This window comes from Pseudomonas bubulae (genome assembly GCF_900618535.1).
GTDB lineage: Bacteria > Pseudomonadota > Gammaproteobacteria > Pseudomonadales > Pseudomonadaceae > Aquipseudomonas > Aquipseudomonas bubulae.
Genome location: NZ_UYJA01000006.1, coordinates 208,732 through 231,212 on the forward strand (window position 1 = coordinate 208,732; position 22,481 = coordinate 231,212).

The following is a 22,481-nucleotide window of genomic DNA, read 5'->3' on the forward strand; positions in this document are numbered from 1 at the left end:
CAGCCTGCTATTACTGTGGGGCGCGATAACCTGCGTACGGCCCGTTTGGGCGAGGCCATTTCATATCAGGAGGATAGATGTCAAAACCCGCATGGATGCGTAACACCCTGGTGGCTGCGGCCTTGTTGAGTGTGTTGGCAGCGCCTGTTGTCTCAGCGCAGGATCGCACCCTGCAACTGGCCATTGGTGATGAGCCGACCGAAGGCTTTGATCCAATGCTGGGCTGGAGCCACGGCAGTTATCTGCTGTTGCACAGCCCTTTGCTCAAGCAAAACGAAGATTTGTCCTGGAGCGGTTTTCTCCTCAGCGATTATCAGGCCAGCGCGGATGGCAAGACCTGGACCCTCAAGCTCAAGCCCGACCTCAAGTTCTCCGACGGTTCGCCACTGACCGCCAAGGACGTGGCTTACACCTACAACAATGCGGCGGCCAGTGGTGGCAAGGTCGATATGGGCAACTTCCTCAAGGCCGAGGCGGTTGATCCGCTCACGGTGCGTATTGAGCTCAAGGCGCCGCAAAGCACGTTCGTCAATGTGCTCGGTTCGCTGGGGATTGTCTCGGCAGACCAATACGACGCCAAAACCTACGCGCAAAAGCCGATTGGCGCCGGGCCTTATCGGTTGGTCAGCTACCAGCCGGGTCAGCAGTTGATCGTTGAGGCCAACCCGTACTACGCAGGGCAGAAGAACGATTTCAACAAACTGGTGTTTGTGTTCCTGGATGAAGACAGCGCTTTCGCTGCCGCCCAAAGCAAGCAGCTGGGTATTGTGCGCATCGCCCCTGCGCTGGCCGTGACGCCTGCCGCGGGCATGAAACTGTGGGTTCGCCCCAGTGTGGAAAACCGTGGCATCGTGATGCCAACCCTCGCGTCCGGTAAAAAAGATGCCCAGGGCTACCCGATTGGCAATGATGTGACGGCTGATGTGGCCATCCGCAAAGCCATCAACTACGCCATCAATCGCCAACTGCTTGCCGATCAGATTCTCGAAGGCCACGCGATCCCGGCCTACACCGGCGTGCAGGGTTTACCGTGGGATAACCCGGATGCGCTGTTCAAGGATGGCGATACCGACAAAGCCCGGCAGATACTGGAAGACGCAGGCTGGATTGAAAACGCCCATGGCATCCGTGAAAAAAACGGCCTGCCGGCCAAAATCACCCTGTGGTACGCCAGTGGCGATGCCACTCGCCGGGATCTGGCCCAGGCCGTGCGCTCAATGCTCAAGCCCGTGGGCATCGACGTAGACCTGAAGTCCGGCAGTTGGGAAACCGTTGAGCGCAACATGCACGCCAACCCGACCCTGTTTGGCTGGGGCAGCCTCGACCCGATGGAGCTTTACCATCACTACAGCAGCAAGGCGGCAGGCGTGGAATACTACAACCCCGGTTATTACCAGAACCCGGTTGTCGATCAGCATCTGCAGCAAGCCCTCGATGCGCCGACCTGGCAGCAGGCGGTGCCGTTCTGGCAGCAAGTGGAGTGGGACGGCAAAACCGGCGTCGGCGTTAAAGGAGATGCCGCCTGGGCCTGGTTGCTCAATGTTCAGCACACTTACCTCACCGATGAGTGCATCGATCTGGGTAAGGGCGCCCCGGAAATCCACGGTTCCTGGTCGCTGCTCAACAGCGTTGATCACTGGAAGTGGACCTGCCGGTGATCCGCGGCCTATCGCTGTTTGTGCTGCGTTTGCTGGGCCTGCTGCTGGTAACGGCAGCGGGCACCTTTGCCTTGCTCAGTTTTTCTCCGGTAGACCCGATCCGGGCCTATATAGGTAACGATCTGTTGCACGTACCGCCCGAGCAATATCCATTGATTGCGGCGCGCTGGGGGCTCGATCTGCCGTTATGGGAGCGCTTTTTGCGCTGGTTCGGGCAAATGCTGCAAGGCGATTTCGGCTATTCAATGCTCTATAACGCGCCGGTCTCGCAGGTGATTGGAGAGCGTTTTGCCACCTCCTTTGCACTGCTGTTTTCGGCCTGGCTGTTTTCCGGCATCGTCGGCCTGGCCATGGGGCTGACGGCCGGGCGTTATTTGAACCGTTGGCCTGACCGCCTTATTTCGACGCTGTCCTATGTGCTGGCATCCATGCCGACGTTCTGGATTGGCCTGCTGTTGCTGTCACTGTTTGCCGTTACGCTCAACTGGGCGCCGATCTGCTGCGCCTGGACCCCCGGCAGCAATGCCGAAACCGCAACCTGGGGCGACAAGTTGCGACACTTGATCCTGCCCATGCTGGCCCTGGGTGTACTGGGCGTGGGCAATATCGCCCTGCATACCCGCTCGCGGGTGGCTGAAGTGATGAACAGCGAATTTATTCGTTTCGCCCATGCCCAGGGCGACAAAGGCTGGCCGCTGATCAACTTTCATATCCTGCGCCATGCCATCACCCCGGCCTTGTGCCTGCAATTTGCCTCGGTGGGGGAGTTGATCGGCGGTTCGTTGCTGGCTGAAAAAGTGTTCGCTTATCCAGGCCTGGGGCAGGCCACGATCGATGCCGGATTACGCGGCGATATTCCATTGTTGATGGGGATCGTGATGTTCTGTGCGGTGCTGGTATTCACCGGCAACAGCATTGCCAACGCGCTGTTACTGCGCCTTAACCGCGGGGCGGCGCGCCAGGTATGACCTACAACCCCAATCGCGCCTTGCTAAGGCTCTGCCTCTCGTTGCTGATGCTGCTGGGGTTGATCGCCTACGGTATCTCAATCATCAATATTGATGTCTCCATGGATCTGCTGGCACGGCGCCTGCCACCGTCTGCCGAGTACTGGTTTGGCACTGACAGCCTGGGCCGTGATCTGTGGCTGCGGTGTTTTCAGGGGATGACCACCAGCCTGCAGATCGGCCTGACCGCAGCGTTCAGCAGCGGTTTTCTGGCGATGCTGGCCGCCAGTCTGTGTGCGCTGAACAAAACCCTGGATTACCTGATTCGCGGGCTGATCGACAGCATGCTGGCGCTGCCGCATTTGTTGCTGCTGGTATTGATTTGCTTCACCTTGGGCGGTGGCAAGCAGGGGGTCATCCTGGCCGTGGCGCTGACCCACTGGCCACGCCTGGCCCTGATCCTGCGCGGCGAGATCCTGCGTATCCGCGAGACCGATTTTGTGATGCTCTCCCATCGCCTGGGCAACAGCAGCTTCTATCGCTGGCGTCATCACTTGTTGCCGTTGCTGATGCCGCAGTGGATCGTCGGTACCCTGTTGATGTTCCCCCACGCAGTTCTGCATTCGGCGGCGTTGAGTTTCCTGGGCTTCGGCCTGGCGCCCCATGATCCGTCATTGGGCCTGTTGCTGGCCGATGCGCTAAAGTACTTGAGCAGTGGCGCCTGGTGGCTGGCGTTTTTCCCGGGTTTGATTCTGGTGGGCCTGGTACTGGTTTTTGACCAGTTTGCACGGGCATTGCAGCAGCTCTGGATAAGGATTACCTGATGCTGAAATTCGACCGGTTTGCGATCGACGTTGCGCACTATCATTGGTTGGGCCATAAAACCTGGCATCCGCTGCTGAGCAATATCTCCCTTGAAGTACGCCCCGGAGAATTGACGGCGCTGGTGGGCTCCAGCGGCGAAGGCAAAAGCCTGCTGCTGCAAAGTGCCTTGGGCTTGCTCCCTGAAAACATGCGTTGTCGCGGCGAAATAGTGCTCGACGGGCAGGTGTTGGGGGAGGCCGGCAAGGTCAATCAGCGGGGCAAAGCCCTGTGCTATGTACCCCAGGGTGTCAACGCCCTGAACCCGCTGATCAAGGTCGGGCCGCAATTGCAGCGTGCTGCGCACTTGAGCGGGGTCAGGCTGGGGCTTGGCGATGTGGCCGAGCAGCTCACGCACTACAACCTCAAGCCAGAACTGGTGGACGAATTCCCGCGCATGTTGTCAGGGGGCATGGCCAAGCGCGTTCTGGCCAGTTGCGCGGCCTTGACTCCTGCGCGTTATATCCTCGCGGACGAGATCACCTCATGGCTGGATGACGAACATGCCTGCCAACTGTTGACCCATCTCAAGGGCTTTTGCCTGCAAGGTCGGGGGATTTTGTGGGTGACCCATGATCTGGCCCTGGCGGCGCGCTTTGCCGACAGGATCGCTGTGTTGCATCAGGGCGAGCTGCACGAAACCCTGAGTGCCCTGGAACTGCGCGAAAACGGCGGCAGCCCCTGGTTGCAGTCGTTGTGGGCAGCCTTGCCGGAACAACAGTTTTTTGCCCGGCGGGTGCCGGAATATGCTTGAGGTCCAGCAATTAAGCATTGTCCAGGATGGCCGGCAGCTCTGGGACTGTGTGTCGTTTCAGGTGCGGCCGGGGGAGCGTCAGGGCATCTCGGCGCCCAGCGGTTATGGCAAAACCACCCTGGGCCGGGTGCTGGCGCAATGGCAGTCAGCAACCTCGGGCAGCATCACCGTGGATGGCAAAGCGCTTGCGAAAAAGGGCTATTGCCCGGTACAGCTGGTGCCGCAGCATCCTGAACAGACCTTCAACCCTTATCGCACAACGGGCGAGAGCCTGCGTGATGCCTGGTCGCCAGATGCCGCCTGGCTGGCACGCCTGGCGGTGAACCCCGGGTGGTTGGCCCGTCGCCCGGACGAATTGTCTGGCGGAGAACTGGCGCGTATCGCTTTGCTCAGGGCGCTGGATCCGCGCACCCGCTACCTGATTGCCGATGAAGTGACGGCGCAACTGGATGCGCATGTACAGGCGCAGGTGTGGCAAGTCTTGCTCGAAGAGACCAGGCGTCGGGAGCTGGGGATGATTGTGTTCAGTCACAACAAGGCGTTGTTGCAGAAGGTATGTTCGAGTATCTGGCTGCCCTAGCCTCGCACGGCTCGTCAACTGCTACGGAGCGGGCCATGCAGTTCGCAGTATTCAACCCATTCCATGCCGGCCATTTGCGCCACTTCGCGATGCACTTCAAGGCGCTGGGCCTCGAATTCTTGCGGGCTGGCGCTGGTCAATTGCAGGGTCAGCTCCCAGGCAAAAAACCCCAGACGCTCAGCCTCGGCCTCAAAGGCTTCGTTCAAGCGTTCCTGGCAATATTCCTTTATCGATTGGCCGATAGCGCGGGCGGCCAATGGGTTCAATGTCTCAAGCGCCACGACCAGTTCAGGGTGGTCACTGAGAAAGCGATCAAGTGCTTTTTGATGTCGGGTGCCGGGTTCGGTCACAACTGATTTCCTCGTAAACAGGCAGGGTGTGCTTGCCGGTGATGATGAACACTACATCAATACCGAGCAGAGTAATGGCCGCCAGATAGTCGGCGCGGGGCAAGGTGATATCGCGCTCATAGTAGCTTTGTGCATGGCGCCCCACACCCCCCGCATCCGCCAGTTGTACCTGTGTCAGTTTCAGGCGCAAACGCTCATGTTTGAGTCGCTCACCGTATGTGTTCATAAACATCGCCTATGTCAGGCATTAAGGGTTTGAAAAAATAGTAGGCCAAATGAAGAAATTGGGAAAGATGGGCGGTGAATAACGACCCGTTTTTGTAAGCACAAGCAGGAGGGCAAAAGGCACTCCTGCCTGGCCGTGTCGCTTACAACGTCGGTTTTTTCTCTGTTTCTGGCAGGAACCAGTTCAACAGCAGGGCACAGATACCGCCTGTAGCCACACCTGACTCCAGTACGTTACGCAGAGCCGCAGGCATATGCGCCAGGAACTCTGGCACTTGCGATACGCCCAGGCCCAGCGCCAGGGACACGGCAATGATCAGCAGGGCGCGGCGGTCCAGGGTAATGCTGGCCAGAATATTGATGCCCGAAGCGGCAACGGCGCCGAACATCACCATGGCCGCACCGCCCAGTACCGGCTCAGGCACTGCCTGAATCGCACCGGCAACGCTGGGGAACAGGCCCAGCAGGATCAGCATGCCGGCAATCCACACACCGATATGGCGGCTGGTGATACCGGTGAGCTGAATGACACCGTTGTTCTGGGCAAACACCGAACTCGGGAAGGTGTTGAAGATACCCGCCAGAAACGAGTTGGCGCCGTTGACCAGCACACCGCCCTTGATGCGCTGCATCCACACCGGGCCTTCGACCGGCTGGCGCGATACTTTGCTGGTGGCTGTGACGTCACCGATGGCTTCCAGCGACGTGACCAGGTAGATCACCAGCATGGGAATAAACAGCGCCCAGGAAAACCCCAGGCCGAAATGCAAGGGCATTGGCACCTGGAACAGCTCGGCCTGGTGCATGCCGGTGAAGTCCAGGCGGCCCAGGTAGCCTGCCAGGGCGTAGCCCACGGCCAGGGCGATAACAATGGCGCAACTGCGCATCCACACCAGCGGGATGCGGTTAAGGATCACGATAATGGCCAGCACCACACCCGAGAGCATCAGGTTTTCGCCGTTGGCGAAGGTACCGTTGCCCATGGCCGTGAAGCCGCCGCCCATGCTGATCAGGCCGACCTTGATCAGGGTCAGGCCGATCATCAGCACCACGATGCCGGTGACCAGCGGGGTGATCATGCGTTTTACAAAAGGCAGGATGCGCGAGATACCCATTTCGACAAACGAGCCGGCAATCACCACGCCAAAGATCGCCGCCATCACGCCTTCAACCGGCGTGCCTTGCTTGACCATCAGTGCGCCGCCGGCAATCAGCGGGCCGACAAAGTTGAAACTGGTGCCCTGGACGATCAGCAGCCCGGCGCCAAAGGGGCCAAAGCGTTTGCACTGAACAAAGGTAGCGATACCGGAGATCACCAGCGACATGGAGACAATCAGGTTGGTATCACGGCTGGACACACCCAGGGCCTGGCAGATCAGCAGGCCGGGGGTGACGATCGGCACAATAATGGCCAGCAGGTGCTGCAGGGCGGCCAGAAAGGCGATCCACGGCTTGGGACGGTCTTCAAGACCTAAGACCAGCTCGCTGGTTTGGGACTCGGCTTCGAGCGGGGTTTTAAGAGAGGTCATGGCGAGCGCCCTGGAAAAAAGAGCGCGATTCTACTGGTGTTGAGCCATTACGCCCAGTGTTGGATTGCGCAGGGCCTGACTTGCTGTGGGAGCGGGCTTGCTCGCGATAGCAGCCACTCGGTCTATCAGATAAACCGCGTCGCCTGCATCGCGAGCAAGCCCGCTCCCACAGTAAGGGGGGGATTACAGGTGCAACGCATGCCCCAGCGCACGCAACGCTGCTTCCTGGACGGCTTCGCCCAGGGTCGGGTGCGCGTGGATGGTGCCGGCGATGTCTTCCAGGCAGGCGCCCATTTCCAATGACTGGCCAAAGGCCGTCGACAACTCCGAAACACCGGCCCCCACGGCCTGCCAACCGACAATCAGGTGATTGTCCCGGCGCGCCACAACCCGCACAAAGCCGGTTTTGGCTTCCAGGGTCATGGCCCGGCCATTGGCAGAGAACGGAAAGCTGGCGCTGATGCAGTCCAGACCGGCCTCTTGCGCCTCAACCGGGGTTTTGCCCACCACGACGATTTCGGGATCGGTAAAACACACCGCGGCAATCGCCGCAGGGCTGAACTCGCGCTGTTTGCCGGCAATGATTTCAGCAACCATCTCACCCTGGGCCATGGCCCGGTGGGCCAGCATCGGCTCGCCGGTCAGGTCACCAATCGCCCAGACATTGCGCATGCTGGTGTGGCAACGGTTGTCGACGCGAATCGCCGGGCCGTTCATGGTCAGCGCCAGCGCTTCAAGGTTGAAGCCTTGTGTACGCGGCCGACGACCCACCGCCACCAGCACCTGATCGGTTTCCAGGGTCTGGCTCTGGCCCATGCGGTCACGCATCGACAGGGTTTTGCTGCTGGCCTGGAAACCTTCGACGCTGTGCTCCAGATACAGGGTAATCCCCAGTGCCTTGAGGGATTCTGCCACGGGCAAGGTCAGGTCCTTGTCGTAAGTTGGCAGGATACGGTCACGGGCTTCAACCACCGTGACCTCGGCCCCCAGCTTGCGGTAGGCGATCCCCAGTTCCAGGCCGATATAGCCAGCGCCAACCACGGTCAGGCGTCGGGGAATGGTGGTGGGCTGCAAGGCTTCGGTGGACGAAATGATCGCCCCGCCAATGGGCAGGATCGGCAGGTCGACCGATTGCGAGCCGGTGGCCAGCAACAGATGTTCGCATTCGATGCGCTGGCCGCCGACTTCAACCGCCTTGCCGTCGAGGATTTTGGCCCAGCCGTGAATGACCTTGACGTTGTTCTTTTTCAGCAGAGCGCCGACGCCGCTGGTCAGGCGATCAACAATGGTGTTTTTCCATTGCACGCTCTGGCCGATGTCCAGGGTCGGGGCCTGGGTCTTGATCCCCAGCGGTGAAGTACCGGTGCTGTAGCGCTGGGTGGCATGGAACTGTTCGGCAACGTGGATCAGGGCCTTGGACGGGATGCAGCCGACGTTCAGGCAGGTACCGCCCAGCGACTGGCCTTCGATCAGGACCGTCGGAATGCCCAGCTGGCCGGCGCGGATCGCCGCCACATAGCCGCCGGGGCCGCCGCCGATAATCAGCAGCGTGGTGTGTTGGGTTGGCTGCATGTTCACTCCACAAACAGGGTGGCAGGTTGTTCGAGCAAGCCACGCATGGCCTGGATAAATTGCGCCGCGTCCATGCCGTCGACCACACGATGGTCGAAGGAGCTGGAGAGGTTCATCATTTTGCGCACCACGATCTGGCCTTTGACCACCACCGGGCGCTCGACGATGCGGTTGACGCCAATGATCGCCACTTCGGGCAGGTTGACCACCGGTGTGCTGACAATCCCGCCCAAGGCTCCCAGGCTGGTCAGGGTGATGGTCGAGCCGGTGAGTTCCTCGCGGGTAGCCTTGCCGGTGCGTACGGCGTTGGCCAGGCGGGCGATTTCATCGGCGGCGCCCCACAGGTTGAGGGTCTCGGCATGGCGCACCACAGGCACCATCAAACCACCGTCGCTTTGCGCGGCGACGCCGATATGGGCGGCGCCAAAGCGGGTGATGATTTGCGCTTCGTCGTCGTAGCGCACGTTGATCTGCGGGAAGTCGCGCAAGGCCACGACCATGGCCCGCAGTAGAAACGGCAACAGGGTCAGTTTGCCGCGGCTGTCCCCCCATTTTTGGTTGAGCTGGGCACGCAGTTCTTCCAGGGCGGTGACGTCCACTTCCTCGACATAGCTGAAGTGTGCGGCACGGCGCTTGGCGTCCTGCATGCGTTGGGCGATCTTGCGGCGCAGGCCGATCACCGGGATTTGTTGCTCGTCGTTGCGCAGGGCGTAACCGCTGGCCGGTGCCACGCTGGTTTCGGTGTCGCGGGCCAGGTATGCATCCAGGTCGTCATGCAGGACACGGCCCGCCGGGCCGCTGCCAACCACAAAGCGCAACTCGATACCGCTATCCCAGGCGCGCTTGCGCACGGCCGGGGAGGCCAGCGGGCGCTCGTTGGCTTCACGGGCCACAGGCGCCGATCGTTGTGCCGGTGCCGCCTTGATCGGTGGGGCGGCCACCACGGCCACTTCTACGCGAGCTTGAGGGGCGGCTTTTACTGCGGCGACCACAGGTTCCGCTGCAGGGCCAGCTTGCGCACTTTCACGCAGGTTGCCGGCGCCTTCGACTTCGATGCGGATCAGTTCGCTGCCCACGGCCATGACTTCGCCAGGCTGGCCACCCAGGGCCAGGACCCTGCCGGCCACGGGGGAGGGGACGTCTACCGTGGCCTTGTCGGTCATCACATCGGCGACCACCTGGTCTTCGCTGACCATGTCACCGACTTTGACAAACCATTCCACCAGTTCTACTTGCGCAATGCCTTCGCCAATGTCCGGCATCTTGATAACGTGCGTACCCATTCAGACCTCCATAACCCGTTGTAGTGCAGCACCCACTCGCGCCGGGCCGGGGAAATAGGCCCACTCCTGGGCATGGGGATAGGGGGTATCCCAGCCGGTTACGCGCTCGATCGGCGCTTCCAGGTAGTGGAAGCAGTGCTCTTGAACCAGTGCGATCAGCTCGGCGCCAAACCCGCAGGTACGGGTGGCTTCGTGAACAACAACGCAACGGCGGGTCTTTTTTACAGAGGTGACAATGGCGTCCAGGTCCAGCGGCCAGAGGCTGCGCAAGTCGATTACTTCAGCGTCGATGCCGGTTTCTTCGGCGGCGGCCTGGGCCACATAAACGGTGGTGCCGTAGGTCAGGATGGTGACTTCAGTACCGGGCCGCACAATGGCGGCGCAGTCCAGCGGGACGGTGTAGTAACCGTCGGGCACGGCGCTGGCCGGGTGCTTCATCCAGGGGGTTACCGGACGGTCGTGGTGGCCGTCGAACGGGCCGTTGTACAGGCGTTTTGGCTCGAGGAAGATCACCGGGTCATCGTTCTCGATGGCGGCAATCAGCAGGCCCTTGGCGTCGTAGGGGTTGGATGGCATCACGGTACGCAGGCCGCAGACCTGGGTAAACATGGCCTCGGGGCTCTGGCTGTGGGTCTGGCCACCGTAAATCCCGCCGCCGCAGGGCATGCGGATGGTCATTGGCGCGATAAACTCGCCGGCAGAGCGGTAACGCAGGCGCGCCGCTTCAGAAACAATCTGGTCGGACGCCGGGTAGAAATAGTCGGCAAACTGGATTTCGGCCACCGGGCGCAGGCCATAGGCGCCCATGCCCACGGCGGTACCGACGATGCCACTTTCCGAGATCGGTGCGTCGAACACCCGCGAACTGCCGTACTTGGCCTGCAGGCCTTCGGTGCAGCGGAACACACCGCCGAAGTAGCCCACGTCCTGGCCAAACACCACCACGTTATCGTCGCGCTCGAGCATCACATCCATGGCCGAGCGCAGGGCCTGGATCATCGTCATGGTGCTGGTACTCACGGCGTTCTCCATCTGAATTTTATTGTTGTCGTTCATCTGGTTATAACCCCAATTCCTGGCGTTGCCGGCGCAAATGCTCGGGCATTTCCTTGTACACGTCTTCGAACATGCTCGCGGCACTGGGTATCTGCCCGCCTGCCAGGGTGCCGAAACGCTCGGCTTCCTTTTGCGCGCCAATGATTTCCGCTTCCAGCTCGGCACTGACGGCTGCGTGCTCTTCTTCCGACCAGTTGCCGGTGGCAATCAGGTGCTGCTTGAGACGAAGAATCGGATCGCCCAGCGGGAAGTGGCTCCAGTCATCGGCCGGACGATACTTGGACGGGTCGTCGGAGGTGGAGTGCGGGCCAGCACGATAAGTGACCCATTCGATTAGGGTCGGCCCCAGGTTGCGGCGCGCGCGCTCTGCGGCCCAGGCCGAGGCGGCGTAAACGGCGATAAAGTCGTTGCCGTCGACCCGCAGCGAAGCAATGCCGCAGCCCACGCCGCGTCCGGCAAAGGTGGTGGACTCGCCACCGGCAATGGCCTGGAAGGTCGAAATGGCCCATTGGTTGTTGACCACGTTGAGGATCACCGGGGCGCGGTAAACGTGGGCAAAGGTGAGGGCAGTGTGGAAGTCCGATTCGGCGGTGGCGCCGTCACCGATCCAGGCCGAGGCGATTTTGGTGTCGCCCTTGATGGCCGAGGCCATGCCCCAACCAACCGCCTGTACGAATTGGGTGGCGAGGTTGCCGGAAATACTGAAAAAGCCGTAGTCGCGCACCGAGTACATGATCGGCAATTGCCGACCCTTAAGCGGGTCGCGTTCGTTGGACAGCAATTGGCAGATCAGGTCGACCAGCGGCACATCACGAGCCATCAGGATGCTTTGCTGGCGGTAGGTGGGGAAGCACATGTCGTCGATGTTCAAGGCCAGGGCCTGGGCGCTGCCGATGGCTTCTTCGCCCAGGCTTTGCATATAGAACGACATTTTTTTCTGGCGCTGGGCGACCACCATGCGCGTGTCGAAAATGCGCGTCTTGAGCATGGCGCGCATGCCTTCGCGCAACACTTCGCTCGATACGCCTTCGGCCCACGGGCCAAGGGCCTGGCCCTTGTCGTCGAGTACACGGATCAGGCCTTTGGCCAGGTCTGCGGTGTCGGCAGGTTCCACATCGATCGGGGGTTTGCGCACCAGACCGGCATCGGTCAGGCGCAGGTAGCTGAAGTCGGTCTTGCAGCCTGGGCGGCCGGACGGTTCGGGAACGTGCAGGCGCAGCGGTGCATATTCATTCATGGCTTTCTCTACGCTCGATCTTGTCGTGTTTATAGGCGCGGGAGCTAGGTAGTACTGTCGAAGATCTGTCTGATAAAAACCAAGATCTTGTCCTACAACAATCATATTCCTGACGCCGAAGAATATTTCTCTGTAGTTCATTGTGCTTTGCAGCGTTTAAGGATAAGAATTCTGCATAAACATAAAAAACAGGTGCTTTTGTCTCATGCGCAAGCTAGATCGAACTGATATCGGGATTCTCAATAGCCTTCAGCAGAATGCGCGCATCACCAATGCGGACCTTGCGCGTTCGGTCAACCTGTCGCCGACGCCCTGTTTCAACCGGGTCAAGGCCATGGAAGAGCGCGGCCTGATCCGCGAGCAGGTGACCCTGCTTGACGCCGATATGCTGGGGCTGCATGTCAATGTGTTTATCCATGTGAGCCTGGAAAAACAGGTCGAGGAAGCCCTGCAGCATTTTGAAGCGGCGATATCCGATCGCCATGAAGTCATGGAGTGCTACTTGATGGCCGGCGACCCGGATTACCTGATCCGGGTGCTGGTGCCCAGCATCCAGGCGCTGGAGCGTTTCATGATGGACTTTTTGACCAAGGTGCCCGGCGTGGCCAATATCCGCTCCAGCTTCGCCCTCAAACAGGTGCGCTACAAAACTGCGCTGCCATTGCCTCCTGGCGGGCTGACGCTGGAGGAGTGAATTACACCCGCAAGCGCCAGCGCTCGTTGAAGCGCAGGTCGACCACCGCCAGTGGCTCTACGTCAATCAGGTTGAAGGAGGCAGTGCTCGCTGCCAGGGCGTGCAATATGGCAGCACGGATCACAAAAGGATGAGTCACCACGGCAAAATGACCCTCTTCGCGAAACTCGTCGAGCCAGGCGCTGACCCGCAGGCACAGGGCCTGTATCGACTCACCGCCATGGGGCGCGGCATCGGGGTTGCTGATCCAGTTGGCTAGCGCCTGGGGCATGCTTTGTTGCAGGTCTGACAGGCGCTGGCCCTGCCAGTCGCCGATATCGTAGTCGCCCAGGGCCGGGACAATCTCGATTTCGCCACCCAGTGCCTGCGCGGTTTGCAGGGTGCGGGTTTCGGGCGCGCAGAGTATGCGTACCGGCTTTTTCAGCCTGGCACTCAATTCGGCGGCCAACAGCAGGCCTTTCGGGTCAGCCGCCTCATCCAGTGCAAAGCGGCCCAGACGCTGGGCTTCTGTGCGGACATGACAAATAAAGCTGAGGCGGGTGGGCATACCGGAATCCTTGCGGGGGAGACGTTGTGTTTGTGTTGTCTGCGCTCGCCCTTCAAATCAGTTTAGGCGAGTATTATGACCGTGTATTTCACTCTCAAGGTACTGTGCAATGGCTGCTGCTTTTTTGAAGAAAGTTCTTAATACGGCTGCGTTACTGACACTGATGACCGGGGCCGGCGCAGCGTTTGCCCATGCCCATCTGGAGCAGGCGACCCCCGCCGCCGACAGCACGGTGAACAGCGTCAACGAACTGCGCCTGGTGTTCAGTGAAGGCGTGGAGCAGGCGTTTACCCAGGTTGTGATCAGCCATGACCAGGCGCCGGTGCCGGTGAGCAGCATCAAGACCGAACCCGGCAACAAGAAAACCCTGATTGTGACACCGGCACAGCCGTTGCCGGCGGGTACCTATAACGTCAAATGGAACGCCGTGTCTGTCGATACCCACAAAAGTGCCGGCGATTACAGCTTTACGGTGAGCAACTGAGTTGATGCTCAGTGCAATGGTGATCTGCCGGTTTGTGCATTTCAGTGTGGTGTTGCTGATCTTCGGAGCCTGTGCATTCAGGCCTCTGTTGCGCGGGGCATGGCCATCCTTCGACATTGATGGCCAATTGCTCAAGGTCAACCGGGTGCTGGCCTGGGTGGCGCTGGCCAGCGGCCTTGCCTGGTTACTGTTGACCACCCACTCGATGGCAGGAAGCTGGCCTGAAACCCTGGCCCCGGCGACGTTGTGGCTGGTGTTGGGCAGTACCTTTTTCGGCCAGGTGTGGGCTTTTCATCTGCTGTTTTGCGTGCTGTTGTTGCTCGCCTTGTATGCCCGTAGCGGATTTAACCTTATCTGGTTGCTGGGTTTTCTGTTGTTGGGCACGTTGGCTCCGGTGGGTCACGGCGCGATGCTGGATGGCTGGCGTGGGCAATTGCTGATGCTTAACCAGTGGGTGCATCTGGCGTGTGTGGGGGCCTGGATCGGTGGTCTGTTGGGGTTGCAGCTTATCCTTGTGCGGCCTGTCGGTCAGGACGTGGGCGCTGTGTTGCAGCGCTTCAGCAATCTGGGGTTTATGTTGGTCGCCGGGATTATTCTTACCGGGCTGATCAATACCCGCGTGCTGACCGGTGCGCTCTGGCCTTCACCTTTGTTTGAAGGCTTCGCCCTGATTCTGTTGATCAAGGTGACCCTGGTGGGGGTGATGTTGCTGCTGGCGCTGTTCAATCTGCTGATGAGTCGTGCGGGCCGCTTCACCCTGTTGCGCAGAAGCGTTGCATTGGAATGGCTGTTTGGCTTGGCGGCAGTCGCCGCCGTGTCATTGCTGGGCACCTTGCCGCCGCTGGTGGTGTAGCGGCTGACGAGGTGCGAGGCTGCATTAAGGGCCACAGGAGTTTAAAAGTGCGGGCCCGCTACGCAGCCCTTCGCAGCTTCGTGCCTCGTAGCGGCTACAAGGCTAGACCAACAAAAACACACCCAGCAACCCGCCGAACACCAACCATTTTTCTACGTAGTAACGCGTGCGATTGCGCTTTTTCAGCTCTTTGCCGCGCAGGCGAATCTTGTATAACCGGGTAAATGCGCGGTTCAGGGCGCCGGTTTTGTCACTGGCATCGTTAGGCGAACTGGCGGATGCCATCACTGTGCGGCTGAACCACTGATTGAAGGCACTGGCCCAGCGATACTGCATCGGACGCTCGACATCGCAGAACAGGATGATGCGATTTTTATCGGTAGTGTTTTCGGCGTAATGGATAAAGGTTTCGTCAAACATCACCGCCTCGCCGTCACGCCAGGCGTAGTTCTGGCCGTCAACGTTGATATAGCAGCCTGGATCATTCGGGGTGTCCAGGCCCAGGTGAAAACGCAGCGATCCGGCGTAGGGGTCGCGGTGACGCACCAGTTTGGAGCCAGGGGGCAATTCGGCAAACATGGCGGCCTTGACCGTACCGATGCTGTTGAGCAGCTCAATGGTGCGCGGGCACAGTTCGACCGCCGAAGGGTGGTTGTCGCCATACCACTTCAAGTAAAAGCGCTTCCAGCCACTTTTGAAAAACGAGTTGAAGCCGACATCGTTGGGTTGCTCGGAACGCTTGATCTCGCCCGCCTGCATCAGGTTTCGCGCTTCTTCACGGATTTCCTGCCAGTGATCCTGCAAGGGTTGCAGTTCCGGGAAATCGGCAGGTTTGAGGTAGGGCTGGCCGGGCACTTTGGAAAACAGATACAAAAAGCAGTTGATCGGAGCCAGGAAGGAGGAGTGATCGGTCAGTTGACGCCCGAGCTTATGGCGAACCTTGCCCCGCAGGTGGACATAGGCGATGGACAAGACGTAGACAGCAATAATGATGAGTTTCAAGAGTATCTTCACAATTCAGGAGAAACGCAGCCCTGCAAACACGCACAAATGGCCCGACCTCTAGAAGAGTTATCGGGCGCTGGAGTTGCATTCCGTGAGCCTGGTTAGGGTTAAAACAGTATTTTGAATATTTTCTAACGTTTCATCATGTTTTTGCAGATGTTTTTTACAGTCTTTAGTCCTGTTGTGGGCAGGCCTATAGTCGTATTTGCATGTAGGGGAATTCTTTTTCGATCAATGAAAACCATTTTCGCCCAATAAACGATCAATTTCGCCAGCGCCCGGCGCTGTGGCAGGCCCCCGACGGGTCACGGCGATTGCCGCTGCTGCATTGGCCCGTTGCGCCGCTTGCGGTGCGGGATGCCCGGCCGCCAATGCGGCAATCAGCACGCCTGTATGAGCATCCCCGGCACCATTGCTGTCGATGCACTGCACCTTGAACCCGGCGATGTGTTGCTGACCGTGGCGGTCACTGATCCAGCAGCCTTGCGGGCCGTCGCGCACAACCGCAAGGCAGTGTGTGGGCAGGCGTGCGCTCAGGGCAGGCAGGGCGTCGGTCAGTGTGGGGGCATGGGTAAAACTCAGCGCTTCGGCAGTGTTGCCGGTCCACAGGTTCAGGCGCGGGAGCAGGGCGTCGAGCAGTTGCGGGTCAATATCGGTCAGTAACGGGCCGGGATCGAAGGTCACCTGGACACTCTGCGCCAGGCCCTGTATCCACTGCAAAAGCGGCCTCGCCTTGCCGACATGGAGCAGGCTGTAACCGCTGACATAGAGATGGTCGTCGGGCTGCACGCTGACGTGCGCGAGGTCGTGGGCAGACAACCCGCCTTCGGCACCAATGCAGGAAATAAAAGTACGCTCGGCGCTGGCTTCGGTGAGTGCGACGCACAGCCCGGTGTCTTTATGCGGGTCTACTGGCAGGGTCATGTGTATGCCCTCGGCGTGCATGGCCTGGCGAGCCATGTCACCGAACTGTCCCTGACCATGACGCCCCAGGTACACACTCTGCAGGCCGTTGCGCTGGGCAGCGGCCATTACGTTGAACCCGCCACCGGCGTGAAAGCTGGCGCTGTGGGCCAGCGCGTCGCCGCCGGAGGCGGGCAGTGTGTCCAGGCTCATGGCCAGATCGATGATCACCTGGCCTGTGTGCAGCAATCTAGGCATGGGCGCTGTCCTGTGCTGGCAGGCGGCGGTCTCTGGCGCCGCCCAGCAGCGCATACAGGCCGCCAGCCACGATGAAAGTCACGACCCAGCCGAGGCCGTTGTGGCCCAGCCAGGAATCGGCGAGCGGGCCGGTAAACCAGTCGGCATCGTTGCTGCCAACCCGGGTAAAGCATAACCCCAGCAGCAGGGCCACGGCCCAGGCACTCAAGGCCCGCCATTCGATGCCGCCGCTGTACCAGTAGGCGCTGCTGGGGCTGACGTTGAGCAAGTCGTTGGCGCTGTAGCAGTGACGGTGCAGCAGGTCGACGACAAAAATCGCTACCCAGGCGGTAATCGGGATGGCAGTGAGTGAAATAAAAGTGATGAAAGGGCCGTAAAAGCTGTCGGCAAATAGCATGAAGTAAATCGAACCACAGAAAATCGCCACGATATCCACGACGACGGCCTGCACCCGCTTGATCCTTACACCCAGGGTCAGGGTAGTGAGACCGGCCGAATAGACGGACAGATGATTGGACAGCAACAGGCCGCCAAAGGCGCTGACCAGGTAGGGAACCGCCATCCAGGAGGGCAGCAGGCTGCGGATTGCTGCAATGGGGTCGGTTGCGGATGCCAGCGCGTGGTTGCCGACCGTCAGCAACCCCCCCAGAGTAATCAGCAGAACCAGTGGAATCCCTGCGCCCCAGGCTGCGCTGGCCACCAGTTGCGCGGCGCTGACGCTGGATTTTTGGTAGCGCGACATGTCAGCCCCGGCGTTGGCCCAACCGATACCGGTGCCCGCGGCCATGATGCCAATCCCGATAATCACGGCGCTGACGGGTGCCGGGCTGGCGCTGAAGACGCCTGGCCAGTCGATGGTGGCGCATAGAAAACCGCCGACCAGCAGGTTGAGCGCGCCGAACACATAAGTTGCCCACTTCTGGATCAGCAGCAGCGTGGCGTGGCCCAGGCCGGACACCGCAAGGGTCAGCAGGGTGAAGAGGGCGATAAACACCAGGGTGAGCACCGGTGCGCTTTTGGCTTCGGTGGGGGTATTGAACAGGATTGAAGACAAGGCCAGCAGCACAAATGCCGCGGTGGTGGTGTTTACGGTTTCCCAGCCGACACGGGAAATCAGTGAAACCAGCGTAGGACCTATGTTGCCCCGTACGCCGAATATGGCTCGCGATAGGGTCAGGCTTGGTGCTCGGCCCCGTCGACCGGCGATTGAGATGACGCCGACCAGGGCGAACGAGCCGCCAGCCCCGATCAAGGCGACGATGACCACCTGCCAGATGGCCAGTTGATGGAAGGCCACCAGCGTGGCGCCCAGTGGCAGGCCGAGGATGCTGATATTGGCAGCAAACCATACCCAGAACAGCTGCCCGGGGTTGCCGTTGCACTCGTTTTCGGGAACCGGCTCGATGCCGCGTGTTTCCAGTTGCCCGGCACTGTGCCCGGGGTCAGGGGAAGTCATGGCGTATGGCTCCTGATGCGCTTGTTATCGTTGTCGCAGGCTGTGTGTGGCGCTGACTTTGTGCCAGGCCCGTCGTGTTGCTGTCCATGGCAGGTTTTTTACGCAAGGCGCAGGGCTAACAGATCGCGTGCCAGAGGCTGCAGATGCAGGTCGTTGACCCTTGTGATCTGTTCGATCAGTGTCGCGGGCCACTGTTGCATTCCTCCACAGGCACCAAGCATGGCGCCGAGGATGGCGGCAATGGTGTCGGTGTCGCCACCGATGCTGGCGGCCATGCACAGGGCATCGAAACGGTTCAGCCCTGCGCTGGCCACGCGTTGGGCAAGGGCAAAGGCGACTACTACGGACTCCTGGGAGGCGACCGAAGTGCCAATCACGTCATAGAGCAGGTCGCCAAAATTGTCGGGGTTGCACTCGCTGCTGGCCTGCCTGGCCCAGCGAATACGCGGGCCGATGCGGCCCCCGGCAACCCAGTGACCCTGGTGTTCGGCGATATAGGCCATTTCAGTGCCAGCATTGAGGGCGTGCTCAAGTTTTTTACCGTTTATGCCACTGGAGATGACGGCGGCCACTGCGGCTGCGCTGGCAATCCCCAGGCTGGTGTTGTGCGTCACCTGGCACGCCTGAACCACACAATGGATGAAGCGTTCCGGCTGGTTGATATCGCTGGCGATACCTACCGGAGCAATGCGCATGGCCGCGCCGTTGGTGGTGCCGTAGCGGCCCGATTCGGTGGGGCTGTGGCCAGCGAGGATCATCTCGATTGCGCGCTTGGTTGATGGCCCCAGAAGGTCCTGGGAACCCTTGGCCCGCATGCCGGACTCCCAACTGATCAGGCGCCGGGCAAGCTGGTGGGGGTCAATATTGCCTTTGCCTTCAACCAGCAGTTGGCCGACCAGTATTGCCTGCTCGGTATCGTCGGTGATTGAGCCCGCGGGCATATTTGGCGCAATGGGTTGATCGGCCGGGGCATTTTCAAGGGTTGTAATGCGCCCGAAGCGGGCCTGGATCTGTCCGCGACTGAACGATTGGGTCGGCATGCCCAGCGCATCACCCAGGGCCAGGCCGTACAGTGCGCCAAGGGCGAGATCCGGCTGCGTCATGTTGGCGTGCCAAATGAGTGGTACATGCGAAAGTGCACAGGATCCAGCCAGCTCTCGACCATTTCCATAAAGCGTCCTTGGCGGTCGTAGGTGGTGCGCAGGGCTTTGAGAAAAACCGTGCCGGCGGGGCGGCCGAGCAATAGTGCGTCTTCTTTACCCAGCGGCTCGGCGCCAATCCATTGGTCGCCACGATCACCGACAAAGCCGTAGGCCGCCAGCGTAATGGTGAGCGAGTCGTCAATCAGCCCTATACGTGGCAGGCCTTCCAGGCCACCTGTTGCGGGCACGAACGAGCGTTCCAGAGAAATCGCAGTGCCATCATCGCGGCGACGGCGGCGCTCAAGGATCACGAACTGGCTCAAGCCGAAGCGATGCAGGAGGTCCGCACGCTCTATGGCCTCGAGTCGCAGCAGCTCGGTGTGGATACGGGCGCCGGTGTTGGCCAGGGCCTGTGTCCAGCCGTTGTTTTGGTCGAGCGTAATACCGTCGTAGGTGACGATGGCGCCGCCCTCGGTGCGTTTGGCAATGTATTTTCGCTTTTCCAGTTCGGCCAGTGCAGCTCGCAACGTACTGTGGCTGACACGCAGTTCTTGAGCCAATTGGTCTGCTTCCGGCAGCAGGTGACCGTCTGCCAGAAGCCCGCTTTCGATACGGTGGACGAGTTCGTCTACCACCCGTTGTTTTTTATTGAATCGAACCTGTTTGATCATGCCGAAAGTAATAGCTCAGCATTGTCGGTTCGGCAACATTCGCCCTCGGAATCCAGTCGGACAATGATTGGCCGAAAGCGAACGTCGAAGGGCAGGGACAGCACCTTGAACCGCAGTTTTAACCACGGCTCAAGGCGGGTGCAGGCAGGGGGGATTTCAACTGCAGGCTTTGAGGTTGACCGGGCCGACGAATTCGTTGCCACGGCCCATCACGCAGGCTACCGCCTGATTGCGCTGGCGCTCCCAGGCTTGAACCGGGTAGGTTTTGTTCCAGGCTTCGTAAAGCTGGCGGTCCTGCCTGGACAGACGCAAGTTGTATTGCTTGCTCATGTAAAAGTAGGTGCGCGCGATCATCCCGCGAATGGAGGGGCGGGGCATGACCTTTTTTGATTTGAAATCGACTTGTGTCAGGCACGAACCATATTGGCCTTTTTGCTCGGGCAACCAGCCAAAACTGAAATTGCTGCGGTCCCCGTTGACCTCGCCGATGCTGGGTACCAGGTTGTGCAAGTCGGCTTCAGCAACTTTGAACACCGGGTCGTTGCGAGTGCAGTTTTTTCGCCCGCCACTTTGCCAGCATTGGCGCTGATGGCCGATCTGCCAGGCGGGAACGATATGTTCCCACTCGATGCGTGCGGCACGGTTGGCATTTTTGCGCGGGATATAACCGCAGGCTTTCAGGTCGACGCGGTTGCCGGTGTATTTGCAACCGCAGTAGAACTCGGTGGACTGCGGCGCGTAGAGCTTCCAGGCAACCTTCTTGGCTTCGCTGAAGGTATTCGGGGCCGCGGCCTGTGCGCTTGCAACGGTGAAAAGACCGAGCAGTACCAGTAAACAAACCCTCATTGACTCAGTCTTCCTCAAGCACGGTCCAGAAAACATTCACGCCGCCATCATCGCGGTGGGCGACAGTGACGTTATCGTTTTCAGAAATTTCTTCCAGCAGGCGTTCCCAGAACTCAGGGTTATCGCCTTCGAGTCGCTCAAGCACCGCCATTTTGTCTTTTTGAGCTTTTGGCGAGCTGATGATTTTTTGTATACGTGTGCCGAAAATTTCATAGGGGCTTGGCGGAGTCGGCTCTTTTGCTGCTTTTTTAGCCATGATGCAATCCTTGGTGTGCTGTATACGCATACAGTATTTAACTGCGCCACATTTGGCAACTGTTTGGTGCAACTGCCGGTTGTGCCGCAGCTTTTGTCCGACCAATAAAAAGGCCGCCTCCCACAGGGGAGGCGGCCTTGCTTATTCAGCGCGCCAAGGCGTCAAGCAAGCACTCAGTATTCCCAGAAGATGCGCTGCAGCTCTTTGCTGTCCTGGGTCTTGGTCAGGGCGACCATGGCCAGGATGCGGGCTTTCTGCGGGTTCAGGTCATGGGCAACAACCCAGTCGTTTTTGTCGTCAGGCTGTTCTGCGTTACGCAGTACGAAACCGCCGCTGTTTACGTGGGAAGAACGAATGATTTGTACGCCATCCTTACGCAGGGCTTGCAAGGTCGGCACCACGCTGGAGGACACTGAACCGTTGCCGGTACCCGCGTGGATGATGGCTTTGGCACCGGATTGGGCCAGCGCTTTATAGGCGGTGTCGTCCACATTGCCGTAGGAGTAGGCGATGCCAACGTTTGGCAGGCTCTTGATGTTCTTGATGTCGAACTCGGAGTCCATGGTGTGGCGCTTGGCTGGCAAGCGGAACCAGTAGGACTTGCCTTCAACGACCATGCCCAGCGGACCCCACGGGCTTTTGAAGGCTTCGGTCTTGATGTTGATCATTTTGCTGACATCACGGCCCGACTGGATTTCGTCGTTCATGGTGACCAGCACGCCTTTGCCGCGCGCATCTTTGCTGCCGGCAACGGCAACGGCGTTGTACAGGTTCAGCATGCCGTCAGCCGACATGGCGGTGCCCGGACGCATGGAGCCGACCACCACGATGGGCTTGTCGGTTTTTTCGACCAGGTTCAGGAAATAGGCGGTTTCTTCGAGGGTGTCGGTACCGTGGGTGATAACGATGCCATCAACGTCGTTGCTGTCAGCCAGTTCGGCGACCCGGCGGCCCAATTGCAGCAGGTTTTCGTTAGTGATGCTCTCGGATGCTATTTGCATCACTTGCTCGCCACGCACATTGGCCAGTTGGCTTAGCTCGGGGACGCCGGCGATCAATTTGTCGATACCGACTTTAGCGGCCGTGTAAGTGGCGCTGTTGGCAGCGCTGGCACCTGCACCGGCGATAGTGCCGCCAGTGGCGAGGATGATGACGTTGGGCTTGGTGACAGCCTCTTGCGCTTGAGCGGTCGGCAGTGCCAGCAGCAGGGCCAGTGCGCCCGGAACAAAAGTTTTCAAAACAGCATTTTTCATTGTTTTTTCTCTTATTAGTGAGTATGCCGATGACTGCACACTTTGCTCGGCATGTGCCATT

24 protein-coding genes are annotated in these 22,481 nt (G+C 59.8%); 8 read left to right on the forward strand and 16 right to left on the reverse strand.

Annotated features, from left to right (window positions below; all coding sequences use genetic code 11):
* Positions 1-77 precede the first annotated feature (77 nt).
* Genes PPTH39_RS21075 through PPTH39_RS21095 form a run of 5 tightly spaced genes read left to right on the forward strand, consistent with a single transcriptional unit; the run spans position 78 to position 4,800 of the window.
* Positions 78-1,658, forward strand: a complete 1,581-nt coding sequence (locus tag PPTH39_RS21075; protein ID WP_095018563.1) for an ABC transporter substrate-binding protein — start codon at positions 78-80, stop codon at positions 1,656-1,658.
* Positions 1,655-2,626, forward strand: a complete 972-nt coding sequence (locus PPTH39_RS21080; RefSeq protein WP_232527677.1) for an ABC transporter permease — start codon at positions 1,655-1,657, stop codon at positions 2,624-2,626. Before PPTH39_RS21075 ends, PPTH39_RS21080 begins: the two co-directional genes overlap by 4 nt.
* Complete coding sequence (locus tag PPTH39_RS21085; RefSeq protein WP_130872395.1) at positions 2,623-3,429, forward strand: ABC transporter permease; 807 nt, start codon at positions 2,623-2,625, stop codon at positions 3,427-3,429. Before PPTH39_RS21080 ends, PPTH39_RS21085 begins: the two co-directional genes overlap by 4 nt.
* Positions 3,429-4,220, forward strand: a complete 792-nt coding sequence (locus PPTH39_RS21090) for an ATP-binding cassette domain-containing protein (protein ID WP_095002002.1) — start codon at positions 3,429-3,431, stop codon at positions 4,218-4,220. Before PPTH39_RS21085 ends, PPTH39_RS21090 begins: the two co-directional genes overlap by 1 nt.
* A complete protein-coding gene (locus tag PPTH39_RS21095; protein ID WP_095002001.1) occupies positions 4,213-4,800 on the forward strand; it encodes an ATP-binding cassette domain-containing protein in 588 nt (195 codons plus the stop codon). Before PPTH39_RS21090 ends, PPTH39_RS21095 begins: the two co-directional genes overlap by 8 nt.
* 14 nt (positions 4,801-4,814) lie before the next feature.
* Here PPTH39_RS21095 and PPTH39_RS21100 read toward each other — a convergent pair whose 3' ends face one another.
* The 7 genes from PPTH39_RS21100 to PPTH39_RS21130 form a co-directional block, all read right to left on the reverse strand.
* Positions 4,815-5,150 (reverse strand): DUF6388 family protein, encoded by a 336-nt coding sequence (locus tag PPTH39_RS21100; protein WP_130872396.1) that lies wholly within the window; start codon positions 5,148-5,150, stop codon positions 4,815-4,817.
* On the reverse strand, positions 5,113-5,376 hold the full coding sequence (locus PPTH39_RS21105; protein ID WP_095001999.1) for a helix-turn-helix domain-containing protein: 264 nt from the start codon (positions 5,374-5,376) through the stop codon (positions 5,113-5,115). The genes PPTH39_RS21100 and PPTH39_RS21105 overlap by 38 nt, the downstream gene beginning before the upstream one ends.
* Before the next feature lie 142 nt (positions 5,377-5,518).
* Entirely contained in the window at positions 5,519-6,904 is a 1,386-nt protein-coding gene (locus PPTH39_RS21110) for a nucleobase:cation symporter-2 family protein (protein WP_130872397.1), read from the reverse strand.
* A 183-nt stretch (positions 6,905-7,087) separates the two neighbouring features.
* The gene (gene lpdA / locus PPTH39_RS21115) at positions 7,088-8,476 is read right to left on the reverse strand and encodes a dihydrolipoyl dehydrogenase (protein ID WP_130872398.1); all 1,389 of its coding nucleotides are present in this window, start codon (positions 8,474-8,476) and stop codon (positions 7,088-7,090) included.
* Between the two features lie 2 nt (positions 8,477-8,478).
* Positions 8,479-9,759 carry a dihydrolipoamide acetyltransferase family protein gene (locus PPTH39_RS21120; protein WP_130872399.1) on the reverse strand — a complete coding sequence of 427 codons (1,281 nt, stop codon included), beginning with the start codon at positions 9,757-9,759 and terminating at the stop codon, positions 8,479-8,481.
* A complete protein-coding gene (locus PPTH39_RS21125; protein WP_016781432.1) occupies positions 9,760-10,815 on the reverse strand; it encodes an alpha-ketoacid dehydrogenase subunit beta in 1,056 nt (351 codons plus the stop codon).
* Positions 10,816-10,819: 4 nt separating this feature from the next.
* Positions 10,820-12,052 (reverse strand): 3-methyl-2-oxobutanoate dehydrogenase (2-methylpropanoyl-transferring) subunit alpha, encoded by a 1,233-nt coding sequence (locus PPTH39_RS21130; protein ID WP_095018567.1) that lies wholly within the window; start codon positions 12,050-12,052, stop codon positions 10,820-10,822.
* 205 nt (positions 12,053-12,257) lie between these two features.
* Here PPTH39_RS21130 and bkdR point away from each other — a divergent pair, with 205 nt between their 5' ends.
* On the forward strand, positions 12,258-12,746 hold the full coding sequence (bkdR, locus tag PPTH39_RS21135; protein ID WP_016781430.1) for a Bkd operon transcriptional regulator BkdR: 489 nt from the start codon (positions 12,258-12,260) through the stop codon (positions 12,744-12,746).
* Between the two features lies 1 nt (position 12,747).
* Here the strand turns inward: bkdR and PPTH39_RS21140 are convergent, their stop codons facing one another.
* Complete coding sequence (locus PPTH39_RS21140) at positions 12,748-13,293, reverse strand: histidine phosphatase family protein (protein WP_130872400.1); 546 nt, start codon at positions 13,291-13,293, stop codon at positions 12,748-12,750.
* Between the two features lie 109 nt (positions 13,294-13,402).
* Here PPTH39_RS21140 and copC point away from each other — a divergent pair, with 109 nt between their 5' ends.
* Together copC and copD are read left to right on the forward strand one after the other, a co-directional pair.
* The gene (gene copC / locus PPTH39_RS21145) at positions 13,403-13,777 is read left to right on the forward strand and encodes a copper homeostasis periplasmic binding protein CopC (protein ID WP_095001993.1); all 375 of its coding nucleotides are present in this window, start codon (positions 13,403-13,405) and stop codon (positions 13,775-13,777) included.
* Positions 13,778-13,781: 4 nt separating this feature from the next.
* Positions 13,782-14,630, forward strand: coding sequence for a copper homeostasis membrane protein CopD (gene copD, locus PPTH39_RS21150; RefSeq protein WP_095018569.1), 849 nt, complete (start codon positions 13,782-13,784; stop codon positions 14,628-14,630).
* A 102-nt stretch (positions 14,631-14,732) separates the two neighbouring features.
* On the opposite strand, the gene lpxO is transcribed toward copD, so the two are convergent.
* The 8 genes from lpxO to PPTH39_RS21190 form a co-directional block, all read right to left on the reverse strand.
* The gene (gene lpxO / locus PPTH39_RS21155; protein ID WP_095001991.1) at positions 14,733-15,632 is read right to left on the reverse strand and encodes a lipid A hydroxylase LpxO; all 900 of its coding nucleotides are present in this window, start codon (positions 15,630-15,632) and stop codon (positions 14,733-14,735) included.
* A gap of 234 nt (positions 15,633-15,866) precedes the next feature.
* The gene (locus PPTH39_RS21160) at positions 15,867-16,796 is read right to left on the reverse strand and encodes a PfkB family carbohydrate kinase (RefSeq protein WP_095018570.1); all 930 of its coding nucleotides are present in this window, start codon (positions 16,794-16,796) and stop codon (positions 15,867-15,869) included.
* Entirely contained in the window at positions 16,789-18,252 is a 1,464-nt protein-coding gene (locus PPTH39_RS21165) for a purine-cytosine permease family protein (RefSeq protein WP_095001989.1), read from the reverse strand. Before PPTH39_RS21165 ends, PPTH39_RS21160 begins: the two co-directional genes overlap by 8 nt.
* 98 nt (positions 18,253-18,350) lie before the next feature.
* Positions 18,351-19,355, reverse strand: a complete 1,005-nt coding sequence (locus PPTH39_RS21170; RefSeq protein WP_130872401.1) for an ADP-ribosylglycohydrolase family protein — start codon at positions 19,353-19,355, stop codon at positions 18,351-18,353.
* Positions 19,352-20,065, reverse strand: coding sequence for a GntR family transcriptional regulator (locus PPTH39_RS21175; protein WP_095001987.1), 714 nt, complete (start codon positions 20,063-20,065; stop codon positions 19,352-19,354). Before PPTH39_RS21175 ends, PPTH39_RS21170 begins: the two co-directional genes overlap by 4 nt.
* A 156-nt stretch (positions 20,066-20,221) precedes the next feature.
* A complete protein-coding gene (locus tag PPTH39_RS21180; RefSeq protein WP_095020767.1) occupies positions 20,222-20,911 on the reverse strand; it encodes an endonuclease in 690 nt (229 codons plus the stop codon).
* Positions 20,912-20,915: 4 nt separating this feature from the next.
* The gene (locus PPTH39_RS21185) at positions 20,916-21,167 is read right to left on the reverse strand and encodes a DUF1654 domain-containing protein (protein ID WP_095001985.1); all 252 of its coding nucleotides are present in this window, start codon (positions 21,165-21,167) and stop codon (positions 20,916-20,918) included.
* 173 nt (positions 21,168-21,340) lie between these two features.
* Positions 21,341-22,420 (reverse strand): asparaginase, encoded by a 1,080-nt coding sequence (locus PPTH39_RS21190; protein WP_095001984.1) that lies wholly within the window; start codon positions 22,418-22,420, stop codon positions 21,341-21,343.
* Between the last annotated feature and the right edge of the window lie 61 nt (positions 22,421-22,481).

Bases quoted from the DNA above. Each gene is read 5' to 3' on its own strand.
- PPTH39_RS21075 (WP_095018563.1), top strand. From the start codon at position 78: ATGTCAAAACCCGCATGGATGCGTAACACCCTGGTGGCTGCGGCCTTG.
- PPTH39_RS21085 (WP_130872395.1), top strand. From the start codon at position 2,623: ATGACCTACAACCCCAATCGCGCCTTGCTAAGGCTCTGCCTCTCGTTG.
- PPTH39_RS21090 (WP_095002002.1), top strand. From the start codon at position 3,429: ATGCTGAAATTCGACCGGTTTGCGATCGACGTTGCGCACTATCATTGG.
- PPTH39_RS21095 (WP_095002001.1), top strand. From the start codon at position 4,213: ATGCTTGAGGTCCAGCAATTAAGCATTGTCCAGGATGGCCGGCAGCTC.
- PPTH39_RS21105 (WP_095001999.1), bottom strand. From the start codon at position 5,376: ATGAACACATACGGTGAGCGACTCAAACATGAGCGTTTGCGCCTGAAA.
- PPTH39_RS21110 (WP_130872397.1), bottom strand. From the start codon at position 6,904: ATGACCTCTCTTAAAACCCCGCTCGAAGCCGAGTCCCAAACCAGCGAG.
- lpdA (WP_130872398.1), bottom strand. From the start codon at position 8,476: ATGCAGCCAACCCAACACACCACGCTGCTGATTATCGGCGGCGGCCCC.
- PPTH39_RS21120 (WP_130872399.1), bottom strand. From the start codon at position 9,759: ATGGGTACGCACGTTATCAAGATGCCGGACATTGGCGAAGGCATTGCG.
- PPTH39_RS21125 (WP_016781432.1), bottom strand. From the start codon at position 10,815: ATGAACGACAACAATAAAATTCAGATGGAGAACGCCGTGAGTACCAGC.
- PPTH39_RS21130 (WP_095018567.1), bottom strand. From the start codon at position 12,052: ATGAATGAATATGCACCGCTGCGCCTGCACGTTCCCGAACCGTCCGGC.
- bkdR (WP_016781430.1), top strand. From the start codon at position 12,258: ATGCGCAAGCTAGATCGAACTGATATCGGGATTCTCAATAGCCTTCAG.
- PPTH39_RS21140 (WP_130872400.1), bottom strand. From the start codon at position 13,293: ATGCCCACCCGCCTCAGCTTTATTTGTCATGTCCGCACAGAAGCCCAG.
- copC (WP_095001993.1), top strand. From the start codon at position 13,403: ATGGCTGCTGCTTTTTTGAAGAAAGTTCTTAATACGGCTGCGTTACTG.
- copD (WP_095018569.1), top strand. From the start codon at position 13,782: ATGCTCAGTGCAATGGTGATCTGCCGGTTTGTGCATTTCAGTGTGGTG.
- PPTH39_RS21160 (WP_095018570.1), bottom strand. From the start codon at position 16,796: ATGCCTAGATTGCTGCACACAGGCCAGGTGATCATCGATCTGGCCATG.
- PPTH39_RS21165 (WP_095001989.1), bottom strand. From the start codon at position 18,252: ATGACTTCCCCTGACCCCGGGCACAGTGCCGGGCAACTGGAAACACGC.
- PPTH39_RS21170 (WP_130872401.1), bottom strand. From the start codon at position 19,355: ATGACGCAGCCGGATCTCGCCCTTGGCGCACTGTACGGCCTGGCCCTG.
- PPTH39_RS21175 (WP_095001987.1), bottom strand. From the start codon at position 20,065: ATGATCAAACAGGTTCGATTCAATAAAAAACAACGGGTGGTAGACGAA.
- PPTH39_RS21180 (WP_095020767.1), bottom strand. From the start codon at position 20,911: ATGAGGGTTTGTTTACTGGTACTGCTCGGTCTTTTCACCGTTGCAAGC.
- PPTH39_RS21185 (WP_095001985.1), bottom strand. From the start codon at position 21,167: ATGGCTAAAAAAGCAGCAAAAGAGCCGACTCCGCCAAGCCCCTATGAA.
- PPTH39_RS21190 (WP_095001984.1), bottom strand. From the start codon at position 22,420: ATGAAAAATGCTGTTTTGAAAACTTTTGTTCCGGGCGCACTGGCCCTG.